Origin of the sequence: Streptomyces sp. NRRL S-1022 (genome assembly GCF_000720135.1) — a bacterium.
GTDB lineage: Bacteria > Actinomycetota > Actinomycetes > Streptomycetales > Streptomycetaceae > Streptomyces.
In genome coordinates, this window is sequence record NZ_JOIU01000024.1 from 1 (window position 1) to 26,978 (window position 26,978).

Here is a 26,978-nt window from a genome sequence, read left to right on the forward strand (position 1 = left end):
GGGCGGCGGGGGCGGCCGTGGGGGCGGGCGGGCGGATGTCCTCCAGGCCGAGGGCGGGGGTGCTGCGCGGCTTGACACCGAGCAGGTCGCGCAGCAGCCCGGTCACCGTCTCGGGCAGCGGTGCCGCCTTGGCCGGGTCGCCCCAGCCGTTCCACAGCATGTCCATTGAACGGTCGTCCTCACAGGTCGGTGTGCTGGTCGGGGGTCGGTCGGGTGGCCGGTCCGCGCGGCTCTGCTGCCGTTTCCGGGGCCGGGCCGCTTCCGTCCGGGCCCCGGGGCGTTACACTGTGACACATGACGCCTATTCGTCACAACGGTTCGGGCAGCGGTTCGGACAACGACGCCGTGCTCGACGCGGTACGCGACTGTGTACTGGCCGTCGGGGTGCGGCGCACCACGCTCGCCGACGTGGCCCGCCGCGCCGGTGTCTCCCGGATGACGCTCTACCGGCGCTGGCCGGACCTGCGGACCCTGGTGGGCGATCTGATGACGCGGGAGTGGATCGAGGTGGCCACCCGGGCCATACCGGAGCCCGCGCCCGGCACCCGGACGCGCGCCCGGATCGTGGACGGACTCGTGGCCGGGGTCGAGGCGTTCCGGGCGCACCCGCTCTTCCGGAAGATCGTCGACGTCGATCCGGAACTGCTCCTGCCGTACGTCCTCGACCGGCGCGGCGCGAGCCAGGAGGCGCTGCTGGCCCTGCTGGGCGACGCGCTGCGCGAGGGCCACGCGGACGGTTCGGTACGGCCCGGCCACACCGAACGGCAGGCCCGCGCCCTGCTGTTGACCGTGCAGTCCTTCACCCTGTCCCTGCGCACGATGACCGACGAGGACGATCCGGAGCTGGACTCCGCCGCGTTCCTCGGTGAGCTGCGCACCCTCCTGGAGAGGACCCTGACGCCATGAGCCACACCGAGGCCGCGCCCGGCTCGTCCCTGAGCGCACACCGGCGCCACCGGGAACTGGCCGAGGCCGCGGACGGCCGGACGGCCGACGTCCTGGTCGTCGGGCTCGGCGCCACGGGCGCCGGAGTCGCGCTGGACGCGGCGGCCCGCGGACTGGACGTCGTCGCGGTGGACTCCCACGACCTGGCCTTCGGCACCTCCCGCTGGAGCTCGAAACTCATCCACGGGGGGCTGCGCTACCTGGCCTCCGCGCAGTTCGACGTCGCCCACGAGAGCGCGGTCGAACGCGGCGTGCTCATGACCCGGACGGCCCCGCACCTGGTGGCCGCCCAGCCGTTCGTGCTGCCGCTGACCCCGCTGGTCTCCCGGTCCCAGGCCTCGCTGGCCTGGACCGGGTTCCGCGCGGGGGACATGCTGCGGCTGGCCGCCCGGACGCCGCGCCGGGTGCTGCCCGCTCCGCGCCGGCTGACCGCGACGGAGGCCCGGCACCTGGCGCCCTCGGTCCGCGCGGCCGGGCTGCGCGGCGGACTGCTGTCCTGGGACGGCAAGGTGACCGACGACGCCCGGCTGGTGACGGCCCTGGCCAGGACGGCCGCCGCGCACGGCGCCCGGGTACTGACCCGGGTGCGCGCACTGGAGCTGACCGGGACGGGCGCGCGCATCCGGGACGAACTCACCGGCGAGGAGGGCGAGATCAGGGCGCGCGCCGTGATCAACGCCACCGGGGTCTGGGCGGGCACCCTCGCCGACGGCATCCGGATCCGGCCCTCCCGCGGCACCCACCTGGTCCTGCGCTCCGAGCGGCTCGGCGCCCTGCCGGCCGGCCTGCACATCCCCGTCCCCGGGGAGACCAACCGCTTCGTACTGGTCCTGCCGCAGGGGGACGGGCGGGTCTACGTCGGTCTCACCGACGAGCCGGTCGAGGGCGGGATACCGGACGTGCCGGAGGTGCCCGAGACCGACATCGGCTTCCTGCTGGACGTGCTGGGCTCGGCCCTGGACGCGCCCGTCGGCCGCGACGAGGTGATCGGCGCCTTCGCCGGACTGCGCCCGCTGCTCGACACCTCCCCGGCCGGCGCACCCGACCGCACCTCCGACATCTCCCGCCGGCACGCCGTACTGACCTCCCCCGACGGGGTCACCACCGTGGTCGGCGGCAAGCTCACCACCTACCGGCGGATGGCACAGGACGCCGTGGACGCCGCGGCCGCGGCCCGGGGCCTGCGCGCCGCGCCCTCCCCCACCGCCGCGCTGCCGCTGATCGGCGCCGCCGACCCCGGACGGCTGCGCGCGCTGCCCGTGCCCCGCCGCCTGGTTCTCCGCTACGGCACCGAGGCCGTGGCGGTCCACGCCCTCGCCGCCCAGGACCCCGCCCTGGCCGAGCCGGTACTCCCCGGCCACCCCGTCACCCGCGCCGAACTCCTGTGGGCCGTCCACCACGAGGGCGCCCTGGACGAGTCCGACCTCCTGGACCGCCGCACCCGCATCGGCGTGGTCCCGGAGGACCGCATCCAGGCACTCCCCGTGGCCCGGGAGATCCTCGGAAGGACGGCGCCGGTACACCCCTGACCCGGCCGCCCCGCCCCGGCATCGTCCGGCATCGGGGACGCGCATCCGGAGCAGGCGGTGACCTCGCGTCAGAGCAGGCGGCGGATGTCGCCGCGGACGCGGTAGAAGCCGCCCGCCGCCGGGTGCAGGGCATCGACGACGTACCGGGCGCCGGGTTCGCGTATCGCGCGCGGGAACTGGACGTTCCAGGAGGCGTCGTAGCCGTCGGAGAGCACGTGCACCCGCAGCCGGCCCGCCTCCTGGACGCACTGGACCACCACCGCTCCGGCGGGTGCCTGGGCGACCGTGGACACCGCGGCCACGGCCGTGGCCGGGGCGTACGTCGGCAGGGCGGCGGCGAGCTTGACGTCCCGCACCACCGGCACCGTGCCCTGCTGGGCGGCCGAGACCGCCGCCCCGCCGGCGTCGACGCACACCAGCGAGCCGTCGGTGGTGACCAGGTACAGCCGCTCGTCGTGGTACTGCATGGACAGCGCCGAGCCGCTGCCCGTGCCGAGCTTCCACAGCCGTGTGCCGTCCTGGTCGAAGCAGTAGACCGAGGATGCGGAGTCCCCGGCGAAGACGAACCGGCCGCCGGGCGAGGTGGCGCACGAGTACACCGGGCTGTCGCACGCGTACGTCGCCTCGACGGCGCCGGTGGCCTTCGACAGCCGCTGGACCACGCGGTGCGCCGTACCGGCGTACACCGCGTCCTGCTCCTGCCAGCCGAAGAGCACTCCGCCCTTGGTGGGCGTGTGCCACAACTCGCCGCCGCCGTCCGGCACGTAGGCGGTGACGCCCCGGTGGTGGCCGTGGTAGACGGCGCGGTCGTCGGCGCGGACCATCCAGGCGTGCTCGCCCTGACTGCGGCGGGACCACTGGTGTTCGTCCTCGTGGTCGATGACCGTGAGCCGGCCCTCGCGGTCGGACACGTCCAGGACGCCCTCGTGGATGTCCAGCCAGAAGATGTCGACGTCGGCGGCGATGTCGTAGGCGGCGAAGGGCAGTTTGGAGGAGAGGTCGTAGACCTTGCCGTCGTCGCAGCCGGCGTAGATCCAGAAGTCGTCGGCGACCAGGCACTTGACCCCGTCCGGCAGGCTGAAGCGGGCCAGGACGGCGCCCTCGTGGTCCAGCGTGTAGACGTCACCGGCCTGGTTGCCCACCCAGCAGCGCTCGTCGTCGACATGGATGCCGAACGCGGCGGAGCCGGTGCGGAACCGCCACAGCACCGGTGCGACAGCCCGTGCCGTGGACGGGGCGGAGCTGACCTGACGGCGGGTCACCGCGCGCGGTGCGCGCCCGCCCTGGACGGCGGGGGCGTAGCCCTTGCGGACCTTCTCCCCCACCTTCCTCGCGGCGGCGGCCCGTGCCTTCTCAAGGGTCGGGAACCTCGTCGTCTGCGTCTGTCCGGCGGCGCCGATCCGGCCGTACCGCACCGTCACCACCTGTCCGTCGACCGTCACCTCGTAGAACTTGTGGGCGCCGCCGCCCTCCTGCGACAGCTCCAGGTACGTCGTCGACACCGTGGACCCCGTGGACATGGCAGACCCCTCCCCAAGTGCGGACCCGCGCCGTTCCCGCAGGTCCTCAACTGCTGTTCACGGTAGAGGGACCCACTGACAACGCCCCCGGGCCGACGGCCCCCCTTCGTCGGACACGGCCACGCTCGTGAGGCGCGGCCGCGTTCGTCAGGCGCGGCGGTGGGTGTTGAGGCGGGCGGCCCGGCGGGTGAGGTGGTCGCGTTCGGCGAGGTTGGGCGCTGTCCGGGCCGCCTCGGCGTACAGCCGTGCCGCCGTGGCCAGGTCTCCGTCGCGCTCGTGGAGGTAGGCCGCCACCGCGGTGTGGCGGGGCAGTGCGGCGTCCAGCCCGGCGAGCGCGGCCAGGCCGGCGCGCGGGCCGTCGGCCTCGCCGACGGCGACCGCGCGGTTGAGCCGGACGACGGGGCTGTCGGTCAGGCGGGCCAGTTCGTCGTACCACTCGACGATCTGCACCCAGTCGGTCTCCTCGGCGGTGGGTGCGTCGGCGTGCAGTGCCGCGATGGCGGCCTGGGCCTGGAACTCGCCCAGCCGGTCGCGGGCGAGGGCCGCCTGCAGGATCCGGATTCCTTCGGCGATCAGCCCGGTGTCCCACCGCCCGCGGTCCTGCTCGGCGAGGGGTACCAGGCTGCCGTCGGGCGCCGTCCGGGCGGCGCGGCGGGCGTGGTGCAGCAGCATGAGGGCGAGCAGGCCCGCCACTTCCGGGTGGTCGATCCGGGCGGCGAGCTGCCGGGTGAGCCGGATCGCCTCGGCGGCGAGGTCCACATCGCCGGAGTAGCCCTCGTTGAAGACGAGGTACAGGACGCGCACCACGGTGGCCACGTCGCCCGGCTGGTCGAACCGTACGCCGGAGACGGTGCGTTTGGCCCGGCTGATGCGCTGGGCCATGGTGGCCTCCGGCACCAGGTAGGCCTGGGCGATCTGCCGAGTGGTGAGGCCGCCGACGGCGCGCAGGGTGAGTGCGGTCGCGGCGGCCGGTGTCAGGGACGGGTGGGCGCACAGGAAGTAGAGCTGCAGTGTGTCGTCCGCCGCGGGCGCGGGCCCGGGCGCCGGCTGTTCGTCGTGGCGGTCCTCACGGCGGCGGCGGGCGCTGTCCGCCCGGGCCTGGTCGAGGAATTTGCGCCAGGCCACGGTGACCAGCCAGCCCTTGGCGTCCCGCGGCGGGTCGGCCGGCCAGACGCGGATCGCCTCGACCAGGGCGTCCTGCACGGCGTCCTCGGCCGCCGCGAAGTCCGCTCCGCGGCGGACGAGGATCCCGAGCACCCTCGGTGTGAGGCTCCTGAGCAGGGCCTCGTCCATCGGTGGCATCACTCCGTGACGGTGGGCGGCGCGGCCAGGAACGGGCGGACCTCCAGCCACTCGTGGATCGGCTTCCCGCCCGCTCCGGGCGCGGCCGACAGTTCCCCGGCCAGCTCGACGGCGCGCTCGTAGTCGTCGACGTCGATCACCATCCAGCCGGCGATGAGGTCCTTGGTCTCGGCGAACGGGCCGTCGGTGACCGGCGGGCGCCCTTCACCGTCGTAGCGGACCCACGCCCCCTCGGGGGCGAGCGCCTGACCGTCGACGAACTCACCGGTCTTCTCCAGCCGGGCGGCGAACTCCTGCATGTACCGCACGTGCGCGGAGATCTCCTCCGGCGTCCACTGGTCCATCGGCACGTTGTTGACCGGAGCCGGAGCGCCGCGGTAGTGCTTGAGCAGCAGGTACTTGGCCATCGTGGTTCTCCCTGGTGGTCGTGCGACCCATTGTGGTCGCGTTCGACGCTGGGACGCAGCCGGTCGGGAGTTCTCGACATCACCGGCGGAATTCTCTTCGACGCCCGCGGAAAGCGGCCTGGGCGGGCCGGCCCGGGCGAGCCGTCGGCGGGGGCCGGCCGGGGTCCGACGGGGCGGGGAACGGCCCGAGCGCATGGATTCGCCGTTCCCCGTCCCTGCCGGTCGGCCCACCGCCGCTCGGGGCCGAGGCGGCGTGCCGGTCCGTGGGGTCACGACCTCGGCGGACGTACGGAACCACCGGTCCCGTCGCGGACCCTCCGATGATCGTTCTCGTTCCGACCCTCCGGCACCGCGCCCGCACCCGCCAGCCGGAGGGGCCCGGCCGGGTGAGGCGGCCCGGCCGGCCGGCACCGCCGGACCGCCGGCGGCAGCGCTCGAACGGCTCATCCCTGCGGGAACTCCCGAGGCGTGCGCGGAAGTTGGCAGGTGGTGTGCGAGGCTGTGCGCGGCAGGTGCGGACCGGGGCCGTGCCGGTCGGGGAGAGGAGTCCGGCGTGGCACAGGACGGCTTCGAGGCCGTGGGCATCGACACCAGCAGACCGCATCCCGCGCGGATCTACGACTACCTCCTGGGCGGCAAGGACCACTACGAGGTGGACCAGCGGGCGGGCGACGAACTCGCCGCCGCGGCCCCCGAGGCGCGGATCGGTGTCCGGGCGAACCGTGCCTTCCTGCGGCGCGCCGTCCGGTACGTCGTCGGCGGCGGGGTCCGCCAGATCCTGGACATCGGTACCGGCCTGCCCACGTCGCCGAACGTGCACGAGGTCGCCCAGTCGGTGGCACCGGACGTCCGCGTGGCCTACGTGGACAACGATCCGATCGTGGCCGCGCACGGCAACGCCCTGCTCAGCCGGTCGGGTACGACCCGCATCCTCCTCGGGGACCTGCGGGTCCCCCGGTCGGTCCTGGACCACCCCGACGTACGCCAGCTCATCGACTTCGACCGGCCGGTCGCCCTGCTGCTCGTCGCCGTCCTGCACTTCCTCACCGACGCGGACCGGCCCGAGGAGATCGTCGCCACACTGCGCGACGCGCTGCCGGCCGGCAGCTTCCTGGTGCTCTCGCACGCCACCGGCGACTTCGCCGACCGCAGCGCCGCCCAGGCGGTCTACAGCAAGGCGAGCGCCTCCCTGAACCTGCGCACCCGCGCCGGGGTCGAGCGGTTCTTCGACGGTTTCGACCTGGTGGAGCCGGGCCTGGCCCAGGTCCCGTTCTGGCGCCCGGACACCCCGCCGCCGCCCCGGTCCGGGGAGATCGGCTTCTACGGCGGCGTGGCCCGCAAGACGGCCTGACCCGGCCCGGGCGGGCGGCTCGGGCCGCACGCCCGCCTGGCCTGGCCTGGCCGGAGCGGGCGGCGCGGCCCGCACGACCGCCTGACCCGGCCGGGGCGCCGGTTGCCGGACCCCGGTCGGGCCGCCGTGCCGGCGTTACACCACGAACGCGTTGACGCGGCCGGCGGCGATCTGCCGCTTGCCGTCGACCGCCTGCGCCACCGCCGGGTACGGCTGGGAGCTGTTGAGGCTCCAGCGGTAGCCCACGAACAGGCCCGTGCCGGGGTCGGCGTAGAAGACCATGTGGCCGTAGCCCACCCCGTTGTGCTGCGTCCAGGTGGCGTTGTCGTCGCTCAGCTCGGCCCGTGTGTCGGGGTAGGCCCGGTAGCGGTCGATGCTGGTCTGGCTGGCGAGGTCCGGGCCGCCGTGCGGGTTGTCGGTGCAGTCGACGACCTGGAAGAGGTGCGGGACGACACCGGGTATGCCGAGCTTGCCGTCGACGGAGGAGGCGTAGGTCCCCAGGTAGGCGCGGATCAGCACGGTGTGCCCGGTGTAGGGGACGGTCTTCTCGTCGGGGTCCTTGTCCCACGCCACGATGTCACCGGGGCGCAGGTTGACCGGCTTGGTCACCGGGTCGAAGTGCGGCACGGCGGAGGCGCCGAGGAAGCCGGCCTGCAGGTCCTCGGCGGTGGGGTAGGTACCGGTGCGGGTGGTGCCGGCCGGGGCTCCCTTGGTCGGGAAGTACTGGTCGAAGTAGGACGAGGTGGCCCAGCCGTAGGCGGTGTCGGCGCCGTAGGCGCGCTCCAGCAGCAGCGTCATGAACGACGCGCACTGGGACAGGTTCTCGAACTCCTCCGGGTGGCCGGGACGGCCCCAGGTCACCGTGGTTCTGCCCAGCGTCCTGCCGTCGGTCTCCACGTTGTACCGGTTGTGGTCCCAGGGGTTGGTGCGCAGCCGCAGGTACTCCACCAGCGTCTCGGCCTCCAGCAGGTGCGTCGGCTTGAGCGGGTACAGCGCGGCGGACTTCGGCTCGGCCGCGGCGGCCCGGGGCGGTGAGACCAGTGACGCGGCGGAGGCGGCGAGCGCCAGGCCGGCGCTTCCGGTCAGCAGGTGGCGGCGGGAGGGGCGGGCGGAGGGCGCGGACACGAGGGCTCCTTCGAAGCGGGTGGTGCGGGCGGACTGCCGCACCCTACTGACGAGTGATCACGGGAAGGAAGGGGCCGGTGCGTGGCCGGCCCGCCCCATGAGGAGAATCCGCGCTTCCGCTCGGTCGTGCCCGCACACCGCCCGCATCCCCTCCCTCCTGCGCGCTCCCGCCCCCTCCCTCCTGCGCGCTCCCACCCCTTCCCTCCTGCGCGCTCCCCCTCGCTTGGTGCCCCTCGGCCGATGGTGCGACGCTGGGTGGAGAGGTGTCCTACGAGGGGACCTGGAGGGCCGATGGGGCGCGACGTCCCGGCGCTCGTCTTCACCCGCGAGGACCGCCGCCGGTACCGGATCAAGATGCACGAGTGCCTGGAGGCGCTGGCGCAGATGCTGCGCGAGGCGCGGTTCGAGTCGGAGCGGCCACAGGTCGGCCTGGAGATAGAGCTGAACCTGGTGGACGACGAGGCCGAACCGGCGATGCGCAACACCGATGTGCTGGAGGCGATCTCCGACCCGGCCTGGTCCACCGAACTCGGCCGGTTCAACCTGGAGATCAACGTCCCGCCCCGGCGGCTGACGGCGGGTGGTCCGGACGCCTGGGAGTCGGAGATCCGGGCCGCGCTGAACCACGCCGACCAGCGGGCCCGGTCGGTCGGCGCCCGGCTGCTCATGATCGGGATCCTGCCCACGCTGCGGCAGGGGGACATCACCGAGCAGGCCCTGTCGGAGAACCCCCGCTACCGGCTGCTCAACGACCAGATCTTCGCGGCCCGCGGCGAGGACCTGCGCATCGAGATCGACGGCGCCGACCGGCTGCGGACGTACGCGGACACGATCACGCCGGAGGCCGCGTGCACCAGCACGCAGTTCCATCTGCAGGTGTCGCCGGAGGAGTTCGCCGGCTACTGGAACGCGGCGCAGGCGATCGCCGGGGTGCAGGTGGCGCTCGCGGCGAACTCCCCGTTCCTGTTCGGCAAGGAGCTGTGGCACGAGACGCGGATCCCGCTGTTCGAGCAGGCCACCGACACCCGCCCGGAGGAGATCAAGGTGCAGGGGGTGCGGCCCCGGGTGTGGTTCGGCGAGCGGTGGATCACCAGCGTCTTCGACCTGTTCGAGGAGAACCTGCGCTACTTCCCGGCCCTGCTCCCCCTGTGCGACGAGCAGGACCCGGTGGAGACTCTGGACCGCGGCGACACCCCCGAGCTGTCCGAACTGACCCTGCACAACGGCACGATCTACCGCTGGAACCGGCCGGTGTACGCCGTCGCGAACGACCTGCCGCACATCCGGGTGGAGAACCGGGTGCTGCCCGCCGGCCCGACGGTGGCCGACACCCTCGCCAACGGCGCGTTCTACTACGGGCTGACCCGGGCCCTGGTGGAGGAGGACCGGCCGGTGTGGTCGCGGATGTCCTTCGCGGCCGCCCAGGACAATCTGCACACCGCCGCCCGGCAGGGCATCGACGCGCCGCTGTACTGGCCCGGGATGGGCGAGGTACCGGTGCCGGAGCTGGTGCTGCGCCGGCTGCTGCCGCTCGCGCACCGCGGCCTGGAGCTCTCGGGCATGGACGCGGCGTGGCGTGAGCCGCTGCTCGGCGTCATCGAGCAGCGCTGTGTGACGGCACGCAACGGAGCGGTGTGGCAGAAGGAGATGTTCCACCACATCGCCGGCACCGCGCACGCCGGCCGGCACGAGGCGCTGCGCCGGATGACCCAGGTGTACATCGACTACATGCATCTCAACGCCCCGGTGCACACCTGGCCGGTGGACTGACCCGGGTCGGCGGCACGGGCCCCACCCGGGGGGAAAGCCCCGGGGCGCGGCCGCCGCTAGCGGTGTACGGCGGGTCGCTCCAGGCTCGTCTCGGGGCAGGCCGACGCCTCCGGCAGATGGGACTTCGCCCACTCGGCGAGTGCGCGGAGGGCGGGCTCCAGGGCCGCTCCGGCGTCGGTCAGCCGGTAGGACACGCGCAGCGGTGGGCCCTCGTCGACCTCGCGGAGGACGAGGCCGGCCGCGCCGAGTTCGGCGAGCCGGTCGGACAGCATGCGTTCGCTGATGCCCGGAACGGCCCGCCTCAGGTCGGTGAAGTAGGCGGGCTGCTCCACCAGGACGGCCACGATCGGGCCGCTCCAGCGTTTGCCGAGCAGCTGGAAGACCCGGGTGATGCCATCGTCCACCCGCTTGCACGCCGCGCTGTCGTGGTTCTGCTCCGCCGCCATGACCTCAGGGTACTACTTCACCGTATGGGGCTGAGAAAAAGTAAGTCGATGTGTTAAACATAGTCCAGTACGAAACGTGAGCCGAAGGCGCTGCGGCGTCCGGCCGTCCTGAGCTTCCCTGGAGACCTCCATGGCCACCCTGCTGCACATCGATTCGTCCGTCTTCCCGGCCGAGGCGTCGGCGTCCCGCCCCGTGACGGAGGCCTTCCGCAAGCACTGGGAGGAGCAGCACCCGCAGGGCACGGTCATCTACCGCGACCTGGCCGCCGAGCCCGTTCCGCACATCACCGCCGAGGCGCACCTGGCCGGCTTCCTCCCGGCGAGCGCGCACACGCCCGAGCAGGCCGCCGTCTTCGCCGAGCGCGTGAAGCTGATCGAGGAGCTGGAGCAGGCCGACGCGATCCTGATCGGCGCCCCGATGTACAACTACACGATCCCGTCGACCCTCAAGGCCTGGCTGGACAACATCATCCTGATGGGCCGCACCGCGGGCGAGAACCCGTCCGCCAAGGGCACCCCGGTCACCGTCGTCGCCAGCCGGGGCGGCTCGTACGCGCCGGGCACCCCGCGCGAGGGCTACGAGTACGTGCAGAACTACCTCAAGGCCGTGCTGGCCGACGCCCTGGGCCTGGACCTGGAGTTCATCGTCCCGGAGCTGACCATGGCGTCGAAGAACCCGGCGATGGCCGAGCTGGTCCCGCTGTACGAGGCCTCCCGGGACCATGCCTTCGAGGCCGCGGCCGCCAGGGCCCGGCAGCTGGCGGAGCGCCTCGCCGCCTGAGCACCCTCCCGCACCGCACCGCACTGCACCACGGACCCCGGGCCGGCGCCGCGCCGGCCCGGGGTCTCACGCCTGCGTACGGCCGCGTTCAGGCCAGGACGAGCACCAGGGGGACCCCCCGGCACGGCACCAGCCGCAGGCCGTCGTACTCCCCGGGCCGCGCGGCGGTGAGGACCCCGCCGAAGTCCGGGCCCTTGGTGAGGGAGCCCGCCAGGTGGGCGGGGTCCGCGGAGGCGGCGACCCGGCCGCGGGCGTTCACCAGGCGGGCCGGCCGGGACAGCCCCCGCAGCAGCGGCAGCACGGCGGCCTCGAAGTGCCGCAGGTACACGTCGGCCGCGGCCACGCCGGCGAACCGCCCGTGGCTCCGTACCGGCTGGGACAGGGTGAGGCTGTACTCGTCGGAGCAGAGGTAGTCCACGTAGGGTCCGGCCACGGCCCGGCGCCCGGTGTCGCGGGGCAGCGCGAACCAGTCCCAGTGCGTGTAGTCGGAGTAGGCCGACCTGCCGGGGTCGAGATCCAGCAGGAGCGGGCGGACGGCGCCGTCGGCGCCCGTCTGCCACCATTCCAGCCAGGCCGGCACGTCGGCCAGCAGGCCGGGGGCCGCGACGAAGCCGACGCCGGAGACGAGTTCCTCCTGGCGCAGCCGCAGATGCAGTCCGGGGCGCAGGGCGGCGAGGTCGCGGCTGGCGGGCCGGCGGCCCTCGGCGGCCACCCGGCGCAGCAGGGCCGCGGTGTCGGCACGGGTGGCGGCGACCGCCGCGAAGACGGCTTCCAGCACGCCGCACACCTGCGCGGCCACCCGGGTCGCCGGGTCCGTGGCGACGGTGGCCCCGAGGCAGACGCCCATCGTGTCCTCCAGCGGACGGGAACCGGTCGCGGCGCGGTCAGAGCGTGAGACGTACGGCGACGAGCCGCGCCGTCGACTCCCTGACGCACCGCTCGGCCAGCGTGCCGGCCGTTTCGTGGGCCCCATCCTGCACGGCGGAGACGACACAGCGGTGACGCTCCGCAACTTCTTCACGATATGGGTCGTCGGCCAGGACGAGACACAGCAGGGCGCCCACCTCGCTCTGCAGCGCCACCTGTTCCCGGGTGAGCCGGGCCGACTGGGCGGCGGCGGCGAGTTCGACGTGGAAGCGGCCGTACAGCCGGGTGCGTGCCGCCGCGTCCGCGGCCCGCGCCAGTTCCTCGGCCGTGCGGCGCAGCGGCTGGAGGTCCGCGGGTTCGGTGCGCTGGGCGGCGAGCCGGGCGGCGGCGCCGGACAGGGCGGCCCAGTGGTCGCCGAGGTCGCGCAGCTCCTCGGGGCTCCAGCCGTGCAGCCGGGACTTGAGCCGGTCGTCGGCGGGGATTTCGGGCAGCGAGACGAAGCTGCCGCCGCCGCGGCCCCGGCGGGTGGTGACCAGGCCCTGCTGCCGCAGCGCCATGAGCGCCTCGCGCAGGGTCACCGTGGAGACGCCCAGCCGGCCGGCCAGTTCGCTCTCGCCGGGCAGCTGCTCGCCGTCGGCCAGGAGGCCCAGTTCGATGGCGTCGCCTATGCGGTGGACGACGGCGTCCACGCGGGCGCGGTTGTCCACCGGGCTGAAGACAGCCCTGCGGGCACCTGCGTCGGTCTCGTGCTGCCTCACGGTCACCACCTCGTGCGTTGACTCAAGCTTTACCCTAAGGGGACCTTGAGCTATGACCTATGACTTCATATGTTTGCGGTCAACGTTCAGCGCGCCAGAAAGGTTCCGCATGGAGGCAGTGGCGATCCGGTTGCAGGGCCTGCGCAAGTCGTTCGGCGAGACCACCGCCGTGGCCGGGGTCGACCTGGAGATCCGGGACGGCGAGTTCTTCTCGATGCTGGGCCCCTCCGGCTCCGGCAAGACCACGGTCCTGCGGCTCGTCGCCGGGTTCGAGACACCGGACCGGGGCCGGATCGAACTCGCCGGACAGGAGGTCACCGGCCTCGCCCCTTTCGAACGGGACGTGCACACCGTGTTCCAGGACTACGCCCTGTTCCCGCACATGACGGTCGAGCAGAACGTCGCCTACGGCCTCAAGGTCCGCAAGGTGCCCAGGGCCGAACGCCTGGTCCGCGCCCGCAAAGCGCTCGCCGAGGTCCGCCTCGACGGCTACGGCCAGCGCCGGCCCGCCCAGCTGTCCGGCGGGCAGCGCCAGCGCGTCGCCCTCGCCCGCGCCCTCGTCGGCCGGCCCCGCGTGCTGCTGCTGGACGAGCCGCTCGGCGCCCTCGACCTGAAGCTGCGCGAGCAGATGCAGGTCGAACTCAAGGCGATTCAGCGGGAGGTGGGCATCACCTTCGTCTTCGTCACCCACGACCAGGAGGAGGCCCTGACGATGAGCGACCGGATCGCCGTCTTCGACCAGGGCCGCGTCGCCCAGGTCGGCACCCCCGCGGAGATCTACGAGCGTCCGGCGACCCCCTTCGTCGCCTCCTTCATCGGCACCTCCAACCTCCTCGAAGGCGAGGCCGCCCACCGGATCACCGGTTCCCCCGGCACCTACAACATCCGCCCCGAGAAGATCCGCGTCCTGAAGGACGCCGCCGAGCCGGACGAGCCGGAGCACACCACCACCACGGGCACCGTCGCGGAGGTCGTCTACCTCGGCGACGCCACCCGCTTCCTGGTCGACCTGGACGGCGGCGGCCGGCTCACCGCGCTCCAGCAGAACCTGGAGACCTCCTCCGCGGACGTCGCCGCCTACCGCGGTACCCGGGTCCGCCTCCAGTGGCACCGCCGGCACGCCGTCCGCCTGCCCTCCTGACACCGTCCCCACCCCTGGAGAACGCCGTGCGCCTCACCCGTACCCTGCGCTCCTCGGCCGTCTGCGCCGCTGCGCTGCTGCTCGCCGCCGCCTGCGACTCCTCCGGCTCCGGCGGTCCGTCCGCCACCGGCCTCCATCCGCCCGACCTCAAGGCACCGGTAAAGCTCGGCCCGACCGAGGGCCAGGTCAACCTGATCGCCTGGGCCGGCTACGTCGAGGACGGCTCCAACGACCCCAAGGCCGACTGGGTCGGGGACTTCGAGAAGCGGACGGGCTGCCAGGTCCACTCCAAGGTCGCCGCCAGCTCGGACGAGATGGTCAAGCTGATGAAGACCGGCGAGTACGACGCCGTCTCCGCCTCCGGCGACGCCTCCCTGCGCCTGATCGCCTCCGGCGACGCCGCCCCCGTCAACACCGACCTGGTCCCCAACTACCGTGACATCTTCAGCGGGTTGAAGAACGGCGCCTGGAACTCCGTACGGGGGAGGATGTACGGCATCCCGCACGGCCGGGGCGCCAACCTGCTGATGTACGACACCACGAAGGTCAGGCCCGCGCCCACCTCCTGGTCCGCCGTCTTCGACGACGCCTCCCGGTACAAGGGACACGTCACCGCGTACGACTCGCCGATCTACATCGCCGACGCGGCCCTGTATCTGAAGGCCACCAGGCCCGAGTTGAAGATCAAGGACCCGTACGCCCTCGACCGGAAGCAGTTCGACGCGGCCGTGGCGCTGCTCAAGCAGCAGAACGCGGACGTCGGCGAGTACTGGAGCGACTACCTGAAGGAGGTCTCCGCCTTCAAGAGCGGCGACTCGGTGGTCGGCACGACGTGGCAGGTCATCGCCAACCTCGCCGCCGCCGAGGGCGCGAAGGTCAAGGCGCTGGTCCCGAAGGAGGGTTCGACCGGCTGGTCGGACACCTGGATGGTCTCCGCCAAGGCCAAGCACCCCAACTGCGCCTACAAGTGGCTCGACTGGATCGTCTCCCCCAAGGTCAACGCCCAGGTCGCCGAGTACTTCGGCGAGGCACCGGCCAACTCCAAGGCGTGCGCGCAGACCGCGGACAAGAACTTCTGCACCGTCTACCACGCCGCCGACGAGAACTACTGGAAGAAGATCGCCTTCTGGAACACGCCCATCGAGCAGTGCCTGGACGGCCGCACGGACGTGAAGTGCGTGCCGTACGCCAAGTGGGTGCAGGCCTGGACCGAGATCAAGGGCTGAGCCGTGACGACCGACGTGCCGCCCGCCGCCGGCCGGGGCACCGCCCGGCGGCTCGCCGGAACCCTGCACCGCAGGCCCCGGCTGCGTCTGGCCCTCCTGCTCACCGCCCCGCTGCTGTGGCTCACCGTCCTCTACCTCGGCTCGCTGGCGGTCCTGTTCCTCTCCGCCTTCTGGACCACGGACTCCTTCACCTCCCAGGTGGTGAAGGTCTGGTCGACGGACAACTTCCACGCGCTGTTCACCACCCCGGTCTTCCGCCAGGTCGTCCTGCGCAGCGTCGGGGTGGCCCTCGCGGTGACCGTGCTGTGCGCGGTGATCGCCTTCCCCCTCGCGTTCTACACCGCCCGCGTGGCCCGGCCGAGGTGGCGTCCGCTGCTCGTCGTGGCCATCCTCACCCCGCTGTGGGCGAGTTACCTCGTCAAGGTGTACGCCTGGCGGCTGATCCTCTCCGAGGGCGGCCTCGCCGACTGGATGCTCGCGCCCATCGGGCTGAGCGGCCCGGGCTACGGCCTGCCCGCCACGGTCCTCACCCTGACCTACCTCTGGCTGCCGTACATGATCCTGCCGGTCCACACGGCCCTGGAGCAGCTTCCGGCCGGTCTCCTGGACGCCTCCGCCGACCTCGGGGCACGGCCGGGACGGACCTTCCGTTCGGTCGTCCTGCCCATGGTGCTGCCCTCCGTCGCCGCCGGCTCGGTGTTCACCTTCTCGCTCAGCCTCGGCGACTACATCACCGTGCAGATCGTCGGCGGCAAGACACAGCTGATCGGCAACCTCGTGTACTCCAACATCGAACTCAACCTGCCCATGGCCGCCGCGCTCGGCACCGTGCCCGTGGCCGTGATCGTCCTGTACCTGCTGGCGATCCGCCGCACCGGCGCCCTGAACAACCTGTAACCGGCCGCCCGGAGCGGGTGCACGACCCGGAAAACCCGGAGGAGAGGAGCGCCATGCATCTCAGCCGCCTCGCGCGCACCGCCCTGCGCATCGGCGCCGGGCTCGGTTTCGCGGTGATCTACGTCCCGCTGCTGCTCGTCCTGGTCAACTCCCTGAACCCCGACCGCAGCGCGAGCTGGCCGCCGCCCGGGCTCACCGCGCACTGGTGGTCGGTGGCCGCGCACAACTCCGGTGCCCGCGCGGCCCTGTGGACCTCGGTGAAGGCGGGACTGGGTGCCACCGCCATCGCGCTGGCTCTCGGCACCCTGATCGCCTTCGCCGTGGCCCGGCACCGCTTCTTCGGCCGCGGTACCGTCTCCTTCGTCGTCGTCCTGCCGATCGCCCTGCCCGGCATCGTCACGGGCGTCGCCCTGAACTCGGCGTTCGGCACGGTCCTGGCACCGCTCGGGGTGGGCCTCGGCCTGTTCACCGTGATCGTCGGACACGCCACCTTCTGCATCGTCGTGGTCTTCAACAACGTCGTGGCCCGGCTGCGCCGTACGTCCTCCTCCTACGAGGAGGCGGCCATGGACCTCGGCGCCACCACCTTCCGCGCCTTCGCCGACGTCACCTTCCCGCTCGTGCGCTCCGCGCTGCTGGCGGGCGGCCTGCTCGCCTTCGCCCTGTCCTTCGACGAGATCGTGGTCACCACGTTCACCGCGGGGCCCGGCGTCGAGACCCTCCCCATCTGGATCTTCGGCAACATGACCCGCCCGCAGCAGGCACCGGTGGTGAACGTCGTGGCCGCCCTACTGGTCCTGCTCTCGGTCGTACCGATCTACGTTGCCCAGCGGCTGTCCGCCGACACCACCACATCGAGCCGGGTCTGAACTTCCGTGCGGCCCAGCCGGGTTGCGCATCCGGCCGGACACACCGTGCCGCCCTTGCCGGAATGGGACAGCTGGGCCGTCGCGACGTGCGCGCCGCGGATGAAGCGGGGGAAGCGGGTGGAATCGGTCAAAATCATTTGAAGACACTGCCTGGAGGCACTGTTCACGGAGCACGGCCTGGCGGCGCCGCTGACGTAGTGCCCGTCGACCACCGACCCGGCTGTGGCGGGCCAGTGGCGGGGATGGACGGCAGCCGGGGTGGAAGGGTCGTGCTTCAAGCGGCTGAATGAGCCGTACCGGCCGGTGCGGTCGTGGTGTGTGACTGCGCCTTCTGGCCAGTTGGGCAGGGCGATCCCGCGCCTCACAGAGAGATATGCAGGAATGCCCTTTCACCGCGATCCCGGTACGCCCGTTGCGCCGTTGCGACAAGCCCGGCTATGGAGGGCAGTGGGCGGGGCTGTCACTCCTCGCATCCCCCGATGTCGTCCTTGCAGCCCTCCACGTCGGCGGTTGTGACCGTGTTGAGCCGCCACTGCATGAGTCCCTGGGTGTGCTGGCCCGCGGCGGGGATCCGGGCGGTGAAGCGGCTGCCGGCGGGGATGTTGAACTGGTCGGCCTGGCGGTCGCCGCACTTCACTTCCCACTCGCTTTCGACGCCACCTCGCGCGAGGGTCAGTGTCAGCGTGTGGTCGTCTGGTGCCTGGCAGGCGATGTCGAAGGTGTGGGGACGGTTCTCCTTCGAGGTGAAGGTCTTGTTCAGTCCCTGGGCGAGGTTCTCCATTCCCTCGTCAACCCGTGAGGCGCTGTCGGGTTCCACGGCGTTCAGGGCGCGGGTGGCGCGTCGCATGGCGTCTTCCTGGGGTGCCTTGCCTTCCCAGGAGGGGGCCGGAGTGACGGTGGCCGGGCCCGACGAGGCCGTGGGGCTGGGTTCGTTCGTCGTCTCCCGGTTGTTCTGCTCCGCGCAGCCGCCCGTCAGGGCGGTTGCGGCGACGATGAGTGCGAGGGCGACGCTCTGGCGTGCACGCATGGGGCTCCAGTCGGTGGGAGGGGTGCCGCCGCGGCCCGCGCCCGGGCGCGGGCCGCGGCGGCACGTCGTACAGGGTTCAGCGACGGATGGCGCGCCGGTACAGCTCGGGGCCGCAGACGCGGGCACAGGGATCGTCCGAGCGCCGGATACCCGCAGCGAACCCCGCGGCGGGCGGCGGGACGAGCATGTATTCGCGGCCCAGCACGTCGGCCTGGGTGTTGCCGTAGATCGTCACCTCGCCGTCCGACCAGCGTACGAACAAGTCATCCTCCCACTCGTTCGCGCCGAACTCGCCCACCGCGACGACACGGGCGTGCTCCCAGGTGCTGTTCTTGGGTTTTAGTTTGGACTCGCCGCCCAGGCCCCGGGTGGCGACATCCTGGTAGACGGTGAGTTCGCCGTCGGACCACTTCACGAACAGGTCGTGGTTGGCGTCGCTGGTGGAGCCGTCGAAATCACCGCCGGTGATGAGGTCGGCATGGTCGGCCCAGAGCTTGTTCTTGGCGAGCAGTTGCGTCTCCGCGTGGAAGCCGCCGCCGTCGACGTTGACGTACTTGGTGACCTCACCGTCGCCCCAGCGGACCACGAGGTCGTCGGGCCACTTGTTGCCGCCGTACTTGCCCGTCGCGATGCCCTTGGCGTGTTTCCAGACCGACTCGGCCGCGGCGATCTTTATCTCGTTGGCTGGGTGCTGGCTCGTCGACGTGGGCAGCTTGGTGTGCTGGTCGATGTCCTTGTAGATGGTCACTTCACCGTCGACCCATTTCACCAGCAGGTCGTAAGCGTTGGAGCCGGTGTAGTCTCCGGCAGTGATCACGTCGGCGTACTTGCTCCACATGTCGTTCGGCTTTGCCAGCTGCACTTCACACGGCTGGCCGGCCTTGCACCCGGTGTAAAAACCCTGGTTCTGGTCGCCGGGATAGAGGGTCACCTCGCCGTCGGTCCACCTCACGATCAGGTCGGAGTCGCCGAACTTCTGCGACTCGGTGTGGAACATCCCGGAGGCGGCACCGGCGGCGTGCCGCCACAGTTTGGCGTCTCCCATGCCGTCTATGCCCTTGGGGGTGTCGGGTGCGTAGTCGTTGACCGCCTGGTTGTACAGGCGCATGACGTCGGCGTCGAACTGGGAGGAGTAGGAGATGTCGTCTTTGGTGCCGCCGGTCTTGTAACCACCGATGACACCGATGATGTCGCCGCGCTTTCCGTCGAAGTTGCGCAGGAAGGGGCCGCCGGAGACGCCGGGGGCGAAGCCGTCGCAGGCGATTTCGAGGAAGCGGCCGTCGAACGCCTTGGTGTTGGTCGAAGGGCACACCAAGGGCGCCTTCGCGTCGCTCGGGAACCCGATGAGGGTGACGTTGCGCTGGGCGAGCTGCGCGGAGTGCAGGGTGGTGAGCTCGTTGCCCATGCCCGTCGCGTTCTCCAGGAACTGGCCCTTGGAGTTCGGTCCGCTGCGCAGGATCGCGAAGTCCAGGTCGTCGGCCTTGGCGGGACCCTGGGCCAGGTAGCGGCCGTCAATCCAGACCTTGCCCTTCTTGATGGGGAAGATCCCGTAGGGGGCGATGCCGCGGCCCGGGTGGTCGGGATCCGGCTTCCAGCCGGGGGCGAAGGCGAGGGACCTGAACCGGTCGTTGTCGTTCAGGCAGTGGGCCGCTGTGATGACGAGCGACTTGGTCGGCGAGGTCACGGAGGACGCCGAGCAGAACTGGTCGCGCTTACCCGGATCCGACTGCGGATCGTCGTCACTGTTGATGAGGAAGACTCCCGCGGTCGCCACGCCTCGTTTGTCGGGGTGGGACGCAGCGCGCGTCATTCCGCCCGCCATCGGCGGATGTTGGGGATCACTGCCGTCGGCACCCGCCCCGTCCTTGCCGATGTCGACAGGCACGGCGTTGGCGATGCGCTCAGGCGTCCAGTACGCCTCCGCGGCCTTGGCCTCGGCGCCGTCCCTGCCCCGGCAGCAGTAGGGCGCCGACAGGGCGGGACCGGTCCTCACCGGTCGAGGGCCGATCGGTCGTGGGTTTCGCCTGCACCGCGAGAGCCTTGCCGACCGCCGCCGGCGACCAGCTCGTCCTGGGCGGCGAGGAGCACGCCGGCCACCCGCCGCGGCGCAGCACGGACCCCGCCGACCAGCCGGGCCTGGCCCGGACCGGACCGCGGCCGTACGAGCAGGTCGACCCGGCCCGCACCCACCGGCCCGAAGACCTCCGTCCCGGCCTGACCGGCCGCTTCCGGGAGTTGCTGCACGGGCCGGGCTCCCTCCCGTTCGCGGCGCCCCTCATCGAGCGCCTGGCGGCCTCGGGCCACCACAGCTGGTTGAGCGGAGGCGCGCCCCGCGACCTGATGGCGGGTGCCGGCACCGCCGGCGTCAACGGCGTGAAGATGGCGCTGAGCGCCTCACGCGGCTCCCTGTACCGCTTCCTGGTTGTGCACCTTCGAAGTCGACCTGGACGGTCCGCCCGTACCGCTGCGCTTCCTGGACCGCGTGCCCCCGGCCGAGCTGGAGGTGTCCCTCTCGGCCAACGAGCGGGGCACGCCGGCCCGGTGACACCGGATGATCGACGAACTGCCCCGCCACCACCCTGCGCACGCCGCCCTCGCCGCGTACGAGGACCTCGTCCACTGGACGGCGCGGCGGGTGATGGCGGAGTCGACCGGGCGGCGCGATGAGCACAACGCCGAGGCGGAGGTTCCCAGCCGGCGGGCGTACCGCAGGGCGCAGGCGAATCCGCGGGCGGGTACATGGACGTACGCGGTCGACGGCGACGGCTGAGGGGGCTGCCCCGAAGAGCCGTTCCGGCCGGCTTCCGCGTCCACGATCACAGCACACTCCGGGGAGATCGCATGAGCATCGCGCACATCACGGCGCCGGCGCGGACGTTGCGCGCCGCCTACGAGGCCGCCTCGGCCGTCGTCGCCGGGCTGGGTGACGAGGAGTCCTGGTTGCCGACCGGCTGCACGGGCTGGGCGGTCCGCGACCTCGTCTTCCACTGCCTGCAGGACGCCCAGCGCGGGCTCGTGGCCCTGCACACGCCGTCGGACGGGCCCGTGGACCGGGACGCGGTGACGTACTGGCGGGACTGGCGGCCGGACACCGCGGGCGCGGCGAACGGGCGGCGCTGGGCGCGGGTGAACGGGAGCATGTTCCTGGTCTTCGGTCAGTTGCAGGAGCTGTACCTGGAGACGCTGGCGGCGGCCGTGCACGCGGCGGACGCGGCCGATCCGGACGGGCGCGTCACCACCCAGGGGCACGTGCTGACGGCCGGCGACCTGATCACCACGCTGGCGGTGGAGGCGACCGTCCACCATCTCGACCTGACCGTCCGGCTCCCGCTCGCCGCCGGTCCCGCGCCCGAGGGCCTGACGGCGGTGCGTGCCACGCTGGACGGTCTGCTCGGCCGGCCCGCCCCGGCGGACTGGAGCGACGAGCGGTACGCCCGTCTGAGCACCGGACGCGCCGAGCCGACCCGCGCCGAACGCGCCGCCCTGGGAGCGGCGGCGGACCGGCTCCCGCTGTTCGGCTGAGGGCCCGCCGCACGCCCCACGCTCGGCCGGGGGACCGCCGCACGCCCAACGCGGGGACACCCGCGGACGACACCTGCGCGGTGCGGGGCATCCCGGCCGGGTTGATGGAAACCTGCGCCCATGAACAACCCTCCCAGCATCAACAGTTACGTCGACCGGGTCACGGCCGGTCCCGGCGGGGCGATGACCGACGAGGTCGGCGTCGTCACCGGCGACCTCACCATCGCCACCATCCTGCTGGCCGACGGCCACAGTGCGCGGGTCGCCGTCCAGCATTCCGGCAGCGACACCTGGTACACCCTCGCCGGCAGTCCCGCCCCGGTGCCGGCCGGCCAACTCGCCGCCTACCACCGGGATCTGCTGGGCCGTATCCGCCGGGGCGGCGGAACGCGCGCGAGCTGAGCCCGAGACGCCGGCCCGCCGGGAAGGGCGGCGTGATACGGCGCTCACGGGTAACCCGCGATGTCATGAACCCGTTGAAGAGGCGGACCCAGCAGCCACAGCAGAGCGAGCAGCCGACGGCACCGGTACGGAAACCGCCGTGCCCGGTCACCACCGCGACGGCCGGCGGAGCGGGGAGGTAGCCGTGCTCTTCCTGGTCGTCGCCCTGCTCCTGCTGGGTCTCGTCGTGGGAACGGCCGCCTATCTCCCCTGGCCGCTCACACTGGTGCTCGGCTCGCTCATCGCCGTCTGGCTGGTCGTCTTCGCGGGCCGCGAACGGCGCCGGCGCAACCGGACGAGGAGGGTCTGACATGCGGCTGACCGCTCCTCCCTCGTACCGGACGGGCCGGCGGGACACCGAGGGCATGGCCGTGGCCTCCTTCGTCCTCGGTCTCGTCGGACTGCTCGTCCTCAACCTGATCCTCGGCCCCATCGCCATCGTGCTGGCCGTCATCGCCCTGCGGCGGGACACCCCGCGCCGGTTCCGCGCCCTCCTCGGGCTGGGACTGGGCATCGCGGACCTGGTCCTGCTCGCCGTCCTGGCGTCCGCGCACGGCACCACGTCCTGGTTCGTGTGGGGCGGCTGAGCACCCCGTGGCCAGGCGCTCCGGGTTTCGGGGCCGCGCTCCGGGGGAGTCGGTGCCCGTGGTCTCCTACGGACCCCCTCACCGTGTGTACGTGCCGGAACTGCGGGCCGACTGGCTGACGCAGACGTTCGTGCACTGGGCCTACCCGCCCGCTCTGATCCAGCCACTGCTCCCGCGCGGCCTGACCGTGGACACGTACGACGGCTCGGCGTGGGTGAGCCTCACGCCGTTCGTCATGGCCGGTGTGCGCCCGCCCGGCTCGCCCGCCGCCCTGCCCCCCTTCGCGGAGACCAACCTGCGCACGTACGTGCGGGGCCCGGACGGCGGGCAGGGGCTGTGGTTCCTGTCCATCGAGGTGGCGAGCCCGGTGATGCTGGCCGCCCGCGCGGTGGGGGTGCCGTACCACGTCGGCCGCCTGGAGCTGGCGCGGCGCGACGGTGTGGTGGCCTACAGCGGCGCGCGGCGGGGCAGCGGGCCCCGGTACCGCCTGTCGGTCCGGCCGGGCGAGGCGATCCGGCCAAGCCGCCGGGACGTGTGGCTGACCTCGCGCTGGCGGGCCTTCACCCGGCGGCTCGGCGCCCTCTGGGAGACCCCCGTGGAACACGCCCCGTGGCCCCTGCGGGAGGCGCGCCTCGACGCGCTGTCGGAGACGGTCACCCTGGTCGCCGGGCTGCCCCCGCCCGTCACGGAGCCGGTCGTGCACTTCTCAGACGGGGTCCGGAACGTGCGCCTGGGCTTCTCGCACCCGGTACGGCGCCGCGGCCGGGCCCTCCACCACGTAGCCCCGGACGGATGAACGCGGCCCCGCCGGGCCGCGCCCGGCTGCGCTTCGACGGCTGGATCGCCGGCTTCGGTACGGCGTCCGGGACCCGGGTGGTGCTCGGTCACTGGCCTCGCTCGCCGTTCGGCCCGTTCAGCGACGTGATGCTGGAGCGGGAGGACGGCCACCGCCTGCTGCTGGCGCCGACCCGGCGTACGGCGGACTTCATCGCCGGCACCTACGCCTTCGACGAGGTACGGATCGTGCCGGTACGGGTCCGGGCCACCGGCGGCCACTGGACGGTGACCGCCGGTGCGCTGCTCGACCTGCGCCTCACCATCGGCCGCAGAGGTCTGCCGGGGCTGCTGCTGCGGGCCGTGCCCGGAGCGCTGGCCTCCCGGACCGGCTGGACGGCGCTGACCGACCCACCGGCCCGTGTGCTGCTCGGCGTGCGCACCCGTGGGAGCGCGGGCGGCGGCCGGCGCGAGTGGTACGGCGCCCGCGACCTGCACCGGATCGCCGCGGTGAGCGCCGTCCACGAAGGGCGTGACCTCGGCCCCCTCGCCCCGGTCGAGCCCCCCGTCCGGTTCGGTTTCGGCTCGGCGCCCCGCACCCCGAGCCTCGTGCGCATCACCACCACGGTGAGCGTGCCGCGCGCGGCCGGAAGCCGTGCACGTCCCCGCCCGGCGCCGCGGAAGCAACGCGGGAGGACCGTCGTGAACGGACCGGTACGGTCCCGCACCCCCCGGCCGCAGTCCCCCGGCGGCACCGACAGGAAGCTGCTCGGCGTCTACCTCAACGACCACCTCGCCGGCGCCACCGCGGGCAGCCGGCGGGTCGGCCACCTGGCGCGCGTCTCCCGCGGTACCGCCCTCGGCCGTGCCCTCGACGGCGTGGCCGCCGAGATCGCCGAGGACCGGGCGGCGCTGCTGAAGATCATGCGGGACCTGGACGTCCCCGTGCGCCCCTGCAAGGTCTGGGCCGGCTGGGCGGCCGGGAAGGCGGGCCGGCTGAAGGGCAACGGCCGGCTGGTCCGGCGCTCGCCGCTCAGCACCGTGCTGGAACTGGAGGCCCTGCGGCTGGCGGTGGCGGGCAAGGCGGCCGGGTGGACCACCCTGCGCCGGCTCGCCCCGGCCGACGAGCGCCTGGACCCCGTCCTCCTCGACACACTCCTCGACCGGGCCGAACACCAGCGGGACACCGTGGAGGAGTGGCGCGTGCACGAGGCCGAGACAGCCCTCCGCACGACCGTCCCGCCCACCACCTGACCCGGGGCCACGAGCCCACCGCCCCGGCCATCCCTGCCGGGCCGACCAGCCCGGTCGCCCGGCCGACCCCGCCGACCCGCCAGCCCGGCCGGCCCGGCCGGCCCGGCCGGCCCGGCCGGCCAAAGCCGAGTCGGGCCCACCCCGCCGGCCCGACCGACCAGCCGAGTCCGGCCGACCCGCACGGTCCGATCAGTTCGGCTGATCCGGCGGGCCAGGACCGGCCTCCCCGACGGCCCAGCTGCGCCGGCCGTTCGGCCGGCCGGTCCGGCCGGTCCGGCCGGTCTCGTCGGTTCGGGCCTGCGCCGGTCTGACGGAGCTGCCCGCCAGGCACGGGCCCAGGCCACCCTCTCCCCCCTCCCCCACCCGTTCGCCAGAGCGGCTCGGCGGGGCCTTTCGTAGGCTGGAGGGAGCCGTTCCTCCTCGCGGAGGGCTGCCGGCAGGCAGGAGAGGGTCGTGATCGAACTGGCCGCGGTGTTCGCCGTCGCGGGAGCCGCGAGCAACGCCGTGGGCACCGCGTTCCAGCGGAAGGCGGCCTCGACGAGCAGCCACGGCGGCCTGAGGCTGCTCGCGGATCTGGTGCGCCGGCCCTTCTGGGTGATCGGCATGGCCGGCGTGATCTGTGCCGCGCTGTTCCAGAGCCTGGCGCTGGTCAACGGCCCGCTCGCGCTGGTCCAGCCGCTGTTCATCCTGGAGCTGCCGTTCGCGCTGCTGGTCGCCGCGCCGCTGATGCACCGCAGGCTGCCCCCGTGGGGCTGGTGGGGGGTGGGCGGCTGTGTGGCGGGCCTCGCCGTGCTGCTCGTCGCGGCGGCCCCGCACGGCGGGACGGCTCACGCGCCCCTCGCCCGGTGGATCCCGGCCCTGTGCCTGTGTGTCGGCCTGATGGCCGCGGCCGTGCTGCCGGCGGGCCGGGGCCGCCCGCCGGCCCGGCGCGCGGCGCTCCTGGCCGCCGCCTCCGCGACGGGCAACGCCCTGACCGCCGCGCTCCTGAAGTCGGCCAGCGGCACGTTCGCCGACGACGGCTTCGCGGCGTTCCTGAGGTCCTGGCAGACGTACGGCTTCGCGCTCGCCGGTGTCGCCTCCGTACTGCTGCTGGAGAACGCGCTGCAGGCCGGCCCGCTGGCGGCGGCACAGCCCGCGCTGACCATCGGCGACGCGGTGGTGAGCCTGAGCCTGGGCATCACCCTCTTCGACGAGCGGATCCGCACCGGCTGGTGGCTCGTGCCGGAGGCCTGCGGTGCCCTGCTGATCGTGGGGGGTGTGCTGGTCCTCAGCCGGGCCGTGCAGCGCATCACCGTGCTGCCGGTGCCGGCCGAGGAGCAGCATTCGACGGCGTGAGGCGGCTCAGGGAGAGGTGCGCCCCCGCCGGCCCCCCTGGCGCGGCCGCGTGAGCCGTACCTCCTCCACGCCCAGCAGCCCCAGCAGCGGCACCCGGCCGACCCGCTGGCCGGGGTCGATCACCAGCCCGGAGCCGCGGATCAGGTCCAGCAGCAGCTCGGCCAGCGGCATGACCATGTGCCGGCCCCAGCAGCGCTCCGAGGAGTGCCCGAAGGGCAGGTAGCCCGGCGCGGTGTCGGGGTCGAGGCGGTCCCAGCGTTCCGGGCGGAAGGTGTCGGGGTCGGCCCAGAGGGCGGGGTCCCGGTGGGACAGCAGCGGCAGCAGCAGGACGTCGTCCCGTTCGCCGATGCGGCCGTCTATGGCCGGGTATTCGGGCGAGGCCTTGCGCAGGATGTTCCACGAGGGCGGCAGCAGCCGCAGCGACTCCAGGATGATGTTCCGGCCGGACGTGCCGTCGTCGAACGGGAAGCCGAGCCAGAGGGCGTTGGTCACCAGCGTGGAGACGGTGAAGCACACCGGGGCCGCGGCCCTGCGGTACATACCCATCACGTACCGCCGATCCTGGTACCCCCGCGCCCGCGCCGCACGGTTCGCGAGGCCGGTGAGCCGGGCGTCCGGGCGGGGCCAGCCGGGCAGGGCGGCGCCGGCCGCGATCACCGACCAGGTCAGTTTCGGAGTCAGTTCGAGGTTGCGGCTCATCAACAGGCGCAGCCGGCGCGGATCCTGACCGAGTATGAGGTCGCGCAGGAAGAGGTGCCCGGTCAGCGGCCAGGGGCCGGCGAGGTCCACGTCCTTCGGCAAGGGCCTGGCGAGGGCGTCGCGTACGTCGTTGCCGATGGTGCGGGTGACCGTGGAGGCCTCGGTGCGGGTGATGGAACGCCCGTGCAGCGGCTTGAAGGTGGGGCGCTCGGTCTCGGTGGCCCGGCGCGCGGCCAGGATGCGGTCCGCGACCTCGTGTCCCGCGACGCCGACGGTGTCGGGTTCGAGCCGGAAGACGTCCCGGCCCAGGTGGTCGTCGAGGAGCGCGGCCAGCCGCGGGGCGAACACGGTGGCGCGCGCACGCGCGGTGGATGACGGCGGCATGGCTGCTCCGGTACGGGGATG

The 26,978-nt window shown here is 73.0% G+C and carries 29 protein-coding genes and 2 pseudogenes; 19 read left to right on the forward strand and 12 right to left on the reverse strand.

All coding sequences use genetic code 11. The features are described from left to right. Positions 1-166, reverse strand: a pseudogene (locus IG05_RS47155) (FAD-binding oxidoreductase); the annotation flags it as partial. 128 nt (positions 167-294) lie between these two features. Between IG05_RS47155 and IG05_RS0130350 the strand changes: the two are divergent. Further along, complete coding sequence (locus tag IG05_RS0130350) at positions 295-906, forward strand: TetR/AcrR family transcriptional regulator (protein ID WP_030347234.1); 612 nt, start codon at positions 295-297, stop codon at positions 904-906. Then, positions 903-2,474, forward strand: a complete 1,572-nt coding sequence (locus tag IG05_RS0130355) for a glycerol-3-phosphate dehydrogenase/oxidase (protein ID WP_030347235.1) — start codon at positions 903-905, stop codon at positions 2,472-2,474. Before IG05_RS0130350 ends, IG05_RS0130355 begins: the two co-directional genes overlap by 4 nt. 68 nt (positions 2,475-2,542) lie before the next feature. On the opposite strand, the gene IG05_RS0130360 is transcribed toward IG05_RS0130355, so the two are convergent. The 3 genes from IG05_RS0130360 to IG05_RS0130370 form a co-directional block, all read right to left on the reverse strand. Then, positions 2,543-3,994 carry a WGR domain-containing protein gene (locus IG05_RS0130360; RefSeq protein WP_030347236.1) on the reverse strand — a complete coding sequence of 484 codons (1,452 nt, stop codon included), beginning with the start codon at positions 3,992-3,994 and terminating at the stop codon, positions 2,543-2,545. Between the two features lie 147 nt (positions 3,995-4,141). Next, complete coding sequence (locus IG05_RS0130365; protein WP_030347237.1) at positions 4,142-5,287, reverse strand: RNA polymerase sigma factor; 1,146 nt, start codon at positions 5,285-5,287, stop codon at positions 4,142-4,144. A gap of 8 nt (positions 5,288-5,295) precedes the next feature. Next, positions 5,296-5,703, reverse strand: a complete 408-nt coding sequence (locus IG05_RS0130370; RefSeq protein WP_030347238.1) for a YciI family protein — start codon at positions 5,701-5,703, stop codon at positions 5,296-5,298. Positions 5,704-6,256: 553 nt separating this feature from the next. Between IG05_RS0130370 and IG05_RS0130375 the strand changes: the two genes are divergently transcribed. Further along, entirely contained in the window at positions 6,257-7,054 is a 798-nt protein-coding gene (locus IG05_RS0130375) for an SAM-dependent methyltransferase (protein ID WP_030347239.1), read from the forward strand. Positions 7,055-7,189: 135 nt separating this feature from the next. Here the strand turns inward: IG05_RS0130375 and IG05_RS0130380 are convergent, their stop codons facing one another. Then, positions 7,190-8,179 carry a hypothetical protein gene (locus IG05_RS0130380; RefSeq protein WP_158839046.1) on the reverse strand — a complete coding sequence of 330 codons (990 nt, stop codon included), beginning with the start codon at positions 8,177-8,179 and terminating at the stop codon, positions 7,190-7,192. A gap of 291 nt (positions 8,180-8,470) precedes the next feature. On the opposite strand from IG05_RS0130380, the gene IG05_RS0130385 reads away from it, so the two are divergent. After that, a complete protein-coding gene (locus tag IG05_RS0130385; RefSeq protein ID WP_030347241.1) occupies positions 8,471-9,949 on the forward strand; it encodes a glutamate-cysteine ligase family protein in 1,479 nt (492 codons plus the stop codon). 56 nt (positions 9,950-10,005) lie between these two features. Here IG05_RS0130385 and IG05_RS0130390 read toward each other — a convergent pair whose 3' ends face one another. Then, entirely contained in the window at positions 10,006-10,395 is a 390-nt protein-coding gene (locus tag IG05_RS0130390; RefSeq protein WP_030347242.1) for a winged helix-turn-helix transcriptional regulator, read from the reverse strand. 130 nt (positions 10,396-10,525) lie between these two features. Here IG05_RS0130390 and IG05_RS0130395 point away from each other — a divergent pair, with 130 nt between their 5' ends. Beyond that, positions 10,526-11,176, forward strand: coding sequence for an FMN-dependent NADH-azoreductase (locus IG05_RS0130395; RefSeq protein WP_030347243.1), 651 nt, complete (start codon positions 10,526-10,528; stop codon positions 11,174-11,176). An 88-nt stretch (positions 11,177-11,264) separates the two neighbouring features. On the opposite strand, the gene IG05_RS0130400 is transcribed toward IG05_RS0130395, so the two are convergent. Both IG05_RS0130400 and IG05_RS0130405 read right to left on the reverse strand, forming a co-directional pair. Further along, positions 11,265-12,023 (reverse strand): PDC sensor domain-containing protein, encoded by a 759-nt coding sequence (locus tag IG05_RS0130400; RefSeq protein WP_030347244.1) that lies wholly within the window; start codon positions 12,021-12,023, stop codon positions 11,265-11,267. Positions 12,024-12,060: 37 nt separating this feature from the next. Next, the gene (locus IG05_RS0130405; RefSeq protein WP_030347245.1) at positions 12,061-12,801 is read right to left on the reverse strand and encodes a FadR/GntR family transcriptional regulator; all 741 of its coding nucleotides are present in this window, start codon (positions 12,799-12,801) and stop codon (positions 12,061-12,063) included. Between the two features lie 109 nt (positions 12,802-12,910). Here IG05_RS0130405 and IG05_RS0130410 point away from each other — a divergent pair, with 109 nt between their 5' ends. Genes IG05_RS0130410 through IG05_RS0130425 form a run of 4 tightly spaced genes read left to right on the forward strand, consistent with a single transcriptional unit; the run spans position 12,911 to position 16,934 of the window. Further along, positions 12,911-13,942: an ABC transporter ATP-binding protein gene (locus tag IG05_RS0130410; protein WP_030347246.1), complete on the forward strand. Its 1,032-nt coding sequence runs from the start codon at positions 12,911-12,913 to the stop codon at positions 13,940-13,942. Between the two features lie 26 nt (positions 13,943-13,968). Beyond that, on the forward strand, positions 13,969-15,168 hold the full coding sequence (locus tag IG05_RS0130415) for an ABC transporter substrate-binding protein (RefSeq protein WP_030347247.1): 1,200 nt from the start codon (positions 13,969-13,971) through the stop codon (positions 15,166-15,168). 3 nt (positions 15,169-15,171) lie between these two features. Continuing rightward, on the forward strand, positions 15,172-16,065 hold the full coding sequence (locus IG05_RS0130420; protein ID WP_037814983.1) for an ABC transporter permease: 894 nt from the start codon (positions 15,172-15,174) through the stop codon (positions 16,063-16,065). 53 nt (positions 16,066-16,118) lie between these two features. After that, positions 16,119-16,934: an ABC transporter permease gene (locus tag IG05_RS0130425; RefSeq protein ID WP_030347249.1), complete on the forward strand. Its 816-nt coding sequence runs from the start codon at positions 16,119-16,121 to the stop codon at positions 16,932-16,934. Between the two features lie 460 nt (positions 16,935-17,394). Here the strand turns inward: IG05_RS0130425 and IG05_RS0130430 are convergent, their stop codons facing one another. The 3 genes from IG05_RS0130430 to IG05_RS0130440 form a co-directional block, all read right to left on the reverse strand. Then, positions 17,395-17,961, reverse strand: coding sequence for a hypothetical protein (locus IG05_RS0130430; protein WP_030347250.1), 567 nt, complete (start codon positions 17,959-17,961; stop codon positions 17,395-17,397). Positions 17,962-18,037: 76 nt separating this feature from the next. Beyond that, entirely contained in the window at positions 18,038-19,954 is a 1,917-nt protein-coding gene (locus tag IG05_RS0130435) for a trypsin-like serine peptidase (protein WP_030347251.1), read from the reverse strand. After that, positions 19,951-20,205, reverse strand: a complete 255-nt coding sequence (locus tag IG05_RS0130440; protein ID WP_030347252.1) for a hypothetical protein — start codon at positions 20,203-20,205, stop codon at positions 19,951-19,953. Before IG05_RS0130440 ends, IG05_RS0130435 begins: the two co-directional genes overlap by 4 nt. Positions 20,206-20,383: 178 nt before the next feature. Between IG05_RS0130440 and IG05_RS50065 the strand changes: the two genes are divergently transcribed. The 10 genes and pseudogenes from IG05_RS50065 to IG05_RS0130485 all read left to right on the forward strand — a co-directional run bounded on the left by IG05_RS50065 (position 20,384) and on the right by IG05_RS0130485 (position 25,874). Further along, a complete protein-coding gene (locus IG05_RS50065; RefSeq protein WP_267883330.1) occupies positions 20,384-20,506 on the forward strand; it encodes a hypothetical protein in 123 nt (40 codons plus the stop codon). A gap of 6 nt (positions 20,507-20,512) precedes the next feature. Then, positions 20,513-20,731 (forward strand): hypothetical protein, encoded by a 219-nt coding sequence (locus IG05_RS0130450; RefSeq protein ID WP_030347253.1) that lies wholly within the window; start codon positions 20,513-20,515, stop codon positions 20,729-20,731. Positions 20,732-20,802: 71 nt separating this feature from the next. Then, positions 20,803-21,483, forward strand: a complete 681-nt coding sequence (locus IG05_RS0130455; RefSeq protein WP_051790407.1) for a maleylpyruvate isomerase N-terminal domain-containing protein — start codon at positions 20,803-20,805, stop codon at positions 21,481-21,483. Positions 21,484-21,603: 120 nt separating this feature from the next. Next, on the forward strand, positions 21,604-21,885 hold the full coding sequence (locus IG05_RS0130460; RefSeq protein WP_030347255.1) for a hypothetical protein: 282 nt from the start codon (positions 21,604-21,606) through the stop codon (positions 21,883-21,885). A gap of 139 nt (positions 21,886-22,024) precedes the next feature. Next, positions 22,025-22,234, forward strand: a complete 210-nt coding sequence (locus IG05_RS42630) for a hypothetical protein (RefSeq protein WP_037814986.1) — start codon at positions 22,025-22,027, stop codon at positions 22,232-22,234. Between the two features lies 1 nt (position 22,235). Further along, positions 22,236-22,511: a hypothetical protein gene (locus tag IG05_RS0130470; RefSeq protein WP_030347256.1), complete on the forward strand. Its 276-nt coding sequence runs from the start codon at positions 22,236-22,238 to the stop codon at positions 22,509-22,511. Between the two features lie 91 nt (positions 22,512-22,602). Further along, on the forward strand, positions 22,603-23,307 hold the full coding sequence (locus tag IG05_RS0130475) for a YqjF family protein (protein ID WP_420707639.1): 705 nt from the start codon (positions 22,603-22,605) through the stop codon (positions 23,305-23,307). Beyond that, a pseudogene (locus IG05_RS0130480) lies at positions 23,304-23,924 on the forward strand (hypothetical protein); the annotation flags it as partial. The gene IG05_RS0130475 and the pseudogene IG05_RS0130480, both read left to right, overlap by 4 nt. A 63-nt stretch (positions 23,925-23,987) precedes the next feature. Further along, positions 23,988-24,539 (forward strand): hypothetical protein, encoded by a 552-nt coding sequence (locus IG05_RS45845; protein ID WP_078894607.1) that lies wholly within the window; start codon positions 23,988-23,990, stop codon positions 24,537-24,539. Positions 24,540-24,992: 453 nt separating this feature from the next. Further along, a complete protein-coding gene (locus tag IG05_RS0130485; protein WP_030347259.1) occupies positions 24,993-25,874 on the forward strand; it encodes a DMT family transporter in 882 nt (293 codons plus the stop codon). A gap of 6 nt (positions 25,875-25,880) precedes the next feature. Here IG05_RS0130485 and IG05_RS0130490 read toward each other — a convergent pair whose 3' ends face one another. Beyond that, the gene (locus tag IG05_RS0130490; RefSeq protein ID WP_030347260.1) at positions 25,881-26,957 is read right to left on the reverse strand and encodes a cytochrome P450; all 1,077 of its coding nucleotides are present in this window, start codon (positions 26,955-26,957) and stop codon (positions 25,881-25,883) included. Between the last annotated feature and the right edge of the window lie 21 nt (positions 26,958-26,978).

Bases quoted from the DNA above. Each gene is read 5' to 3' on its own strand.
- IG05_RS0130395 (WP_030347243.1), top strand. From the start codon at position 10,526: ATGGCCACCCTGCTGCACATCGATTCGTCCGTCTTCCCGGCCGAGGCG.
- IG05_RS0130455 (WP_051790407.1), top strand. From the start codon at position 20,803: ATGAGCATCGCGCACATCACGGCGCCGGCGCGGACGTTGCGCGCCGCC.
- IG05_RS0130355 (WP_030347235.1), top strand. From the start codon at position 903: ATGAGCCACACCGAGGCCGCGCCCGGCTCGTCCCTGAGCGCACACCGG.
- IG05_RS0130410 (WP_030347246.1), top strand. From the start codon at position 12,911: ATGGAGGCAGTGGCGATCCGGTTGCAGGGCCTGCGCAAGTCGTTCGGC.
- IG05_RS0130460 (WP_030347255.1), top strand. From the start codon at position 21,604: ATGAACAACCCTCCCAGCATCAACAGTTACGTCGACCGGGTCACGGCC.
- IG05_RS0130490 (WP_030347260.1), bottom strand. From the start codon at position 26,957: ATGCCGCCGTCATCCACCGCGCGTGCGCGCGCCACCGTGTTCGCCCCG.
- IG05_RS0130385 (WP_030347241.1), top strand. From the start codon at position 8,471: ATGGGGCGCGACGTCCCGGCGCTCGTCTTCACCCGCGAGGACCGCCGC.
- IG05_RS0130360 (WP_030347236.1), bottom strand. From the start codon at position 3,994: ATGTCCACGGGGTCCACGGTGTCGACGACGTACCTGGAGCTGTCGCAG.
- IG05_RS0130450 (WP_030347253.1), top strand. From the start codon at position 20,513: ATGATCGACGAACTGCCCCGCCACCACCCTGCGCACGCCGCCCTCGCC.
- IG05_RS0130390 (WP_030347242.1), bottom strand. From the start codon at position 10,395: ATGGCGGCGGAGCAGAACCACGACAGCGCGGCGTGCAAGCGGGTGGAC.
- IG05_RS0130425 (WP_030347249.1), top strand. From the start codon at position 16,119: ATGCATCTCAGCCGCCTCGCGCGCACCGCCCTGCGCATCGGCGCCGGG.
- IG05_RS0130470 (WP_030347256.1), top strand. From the start codon at position 22,236: ATGCGGCTGACCGCTCCTCCCTCGTACCGGACGGGCCGGCGGGACACC.
- IG05_RS0130365 (WP_030347237.1), bottom strand. From the start codon at position 5,287: ATGGACGAGGCCCTGCTCAGGAGCCTCACACCGAGGGTGCTCGGGATC.
- IG05_RS0130430 (WP_030347250.1), bottom strand. From the start codon at position 17,961: ATGCGTGCACGCCAGAGCGTCGCCCTCGCACTCATCGTCGCCGCAACC.
- IG05_RS0130350 (WP_030347234.1), top strand. From the start codon at position 295: ATGACGCCTATTCGTCACAACGGTTCGGGCAGCGGTTCGGACAACGAC.
- IG05_RS0130400 (WP_030347244.1), bottom strand. From the start codon at position 12,023: ATGGGCGTCTGCCTCGGGGCCACCGTCGCCACGGACCCGGCGACCCGG.
- IG05_RS0130370 (WP_030347238.1), bottom strand. From the start codon at position 5,703: ATGGCCAAGTACCTGCTGCTCAAGCACTACCGCGGCGCTCCGGCTCCG.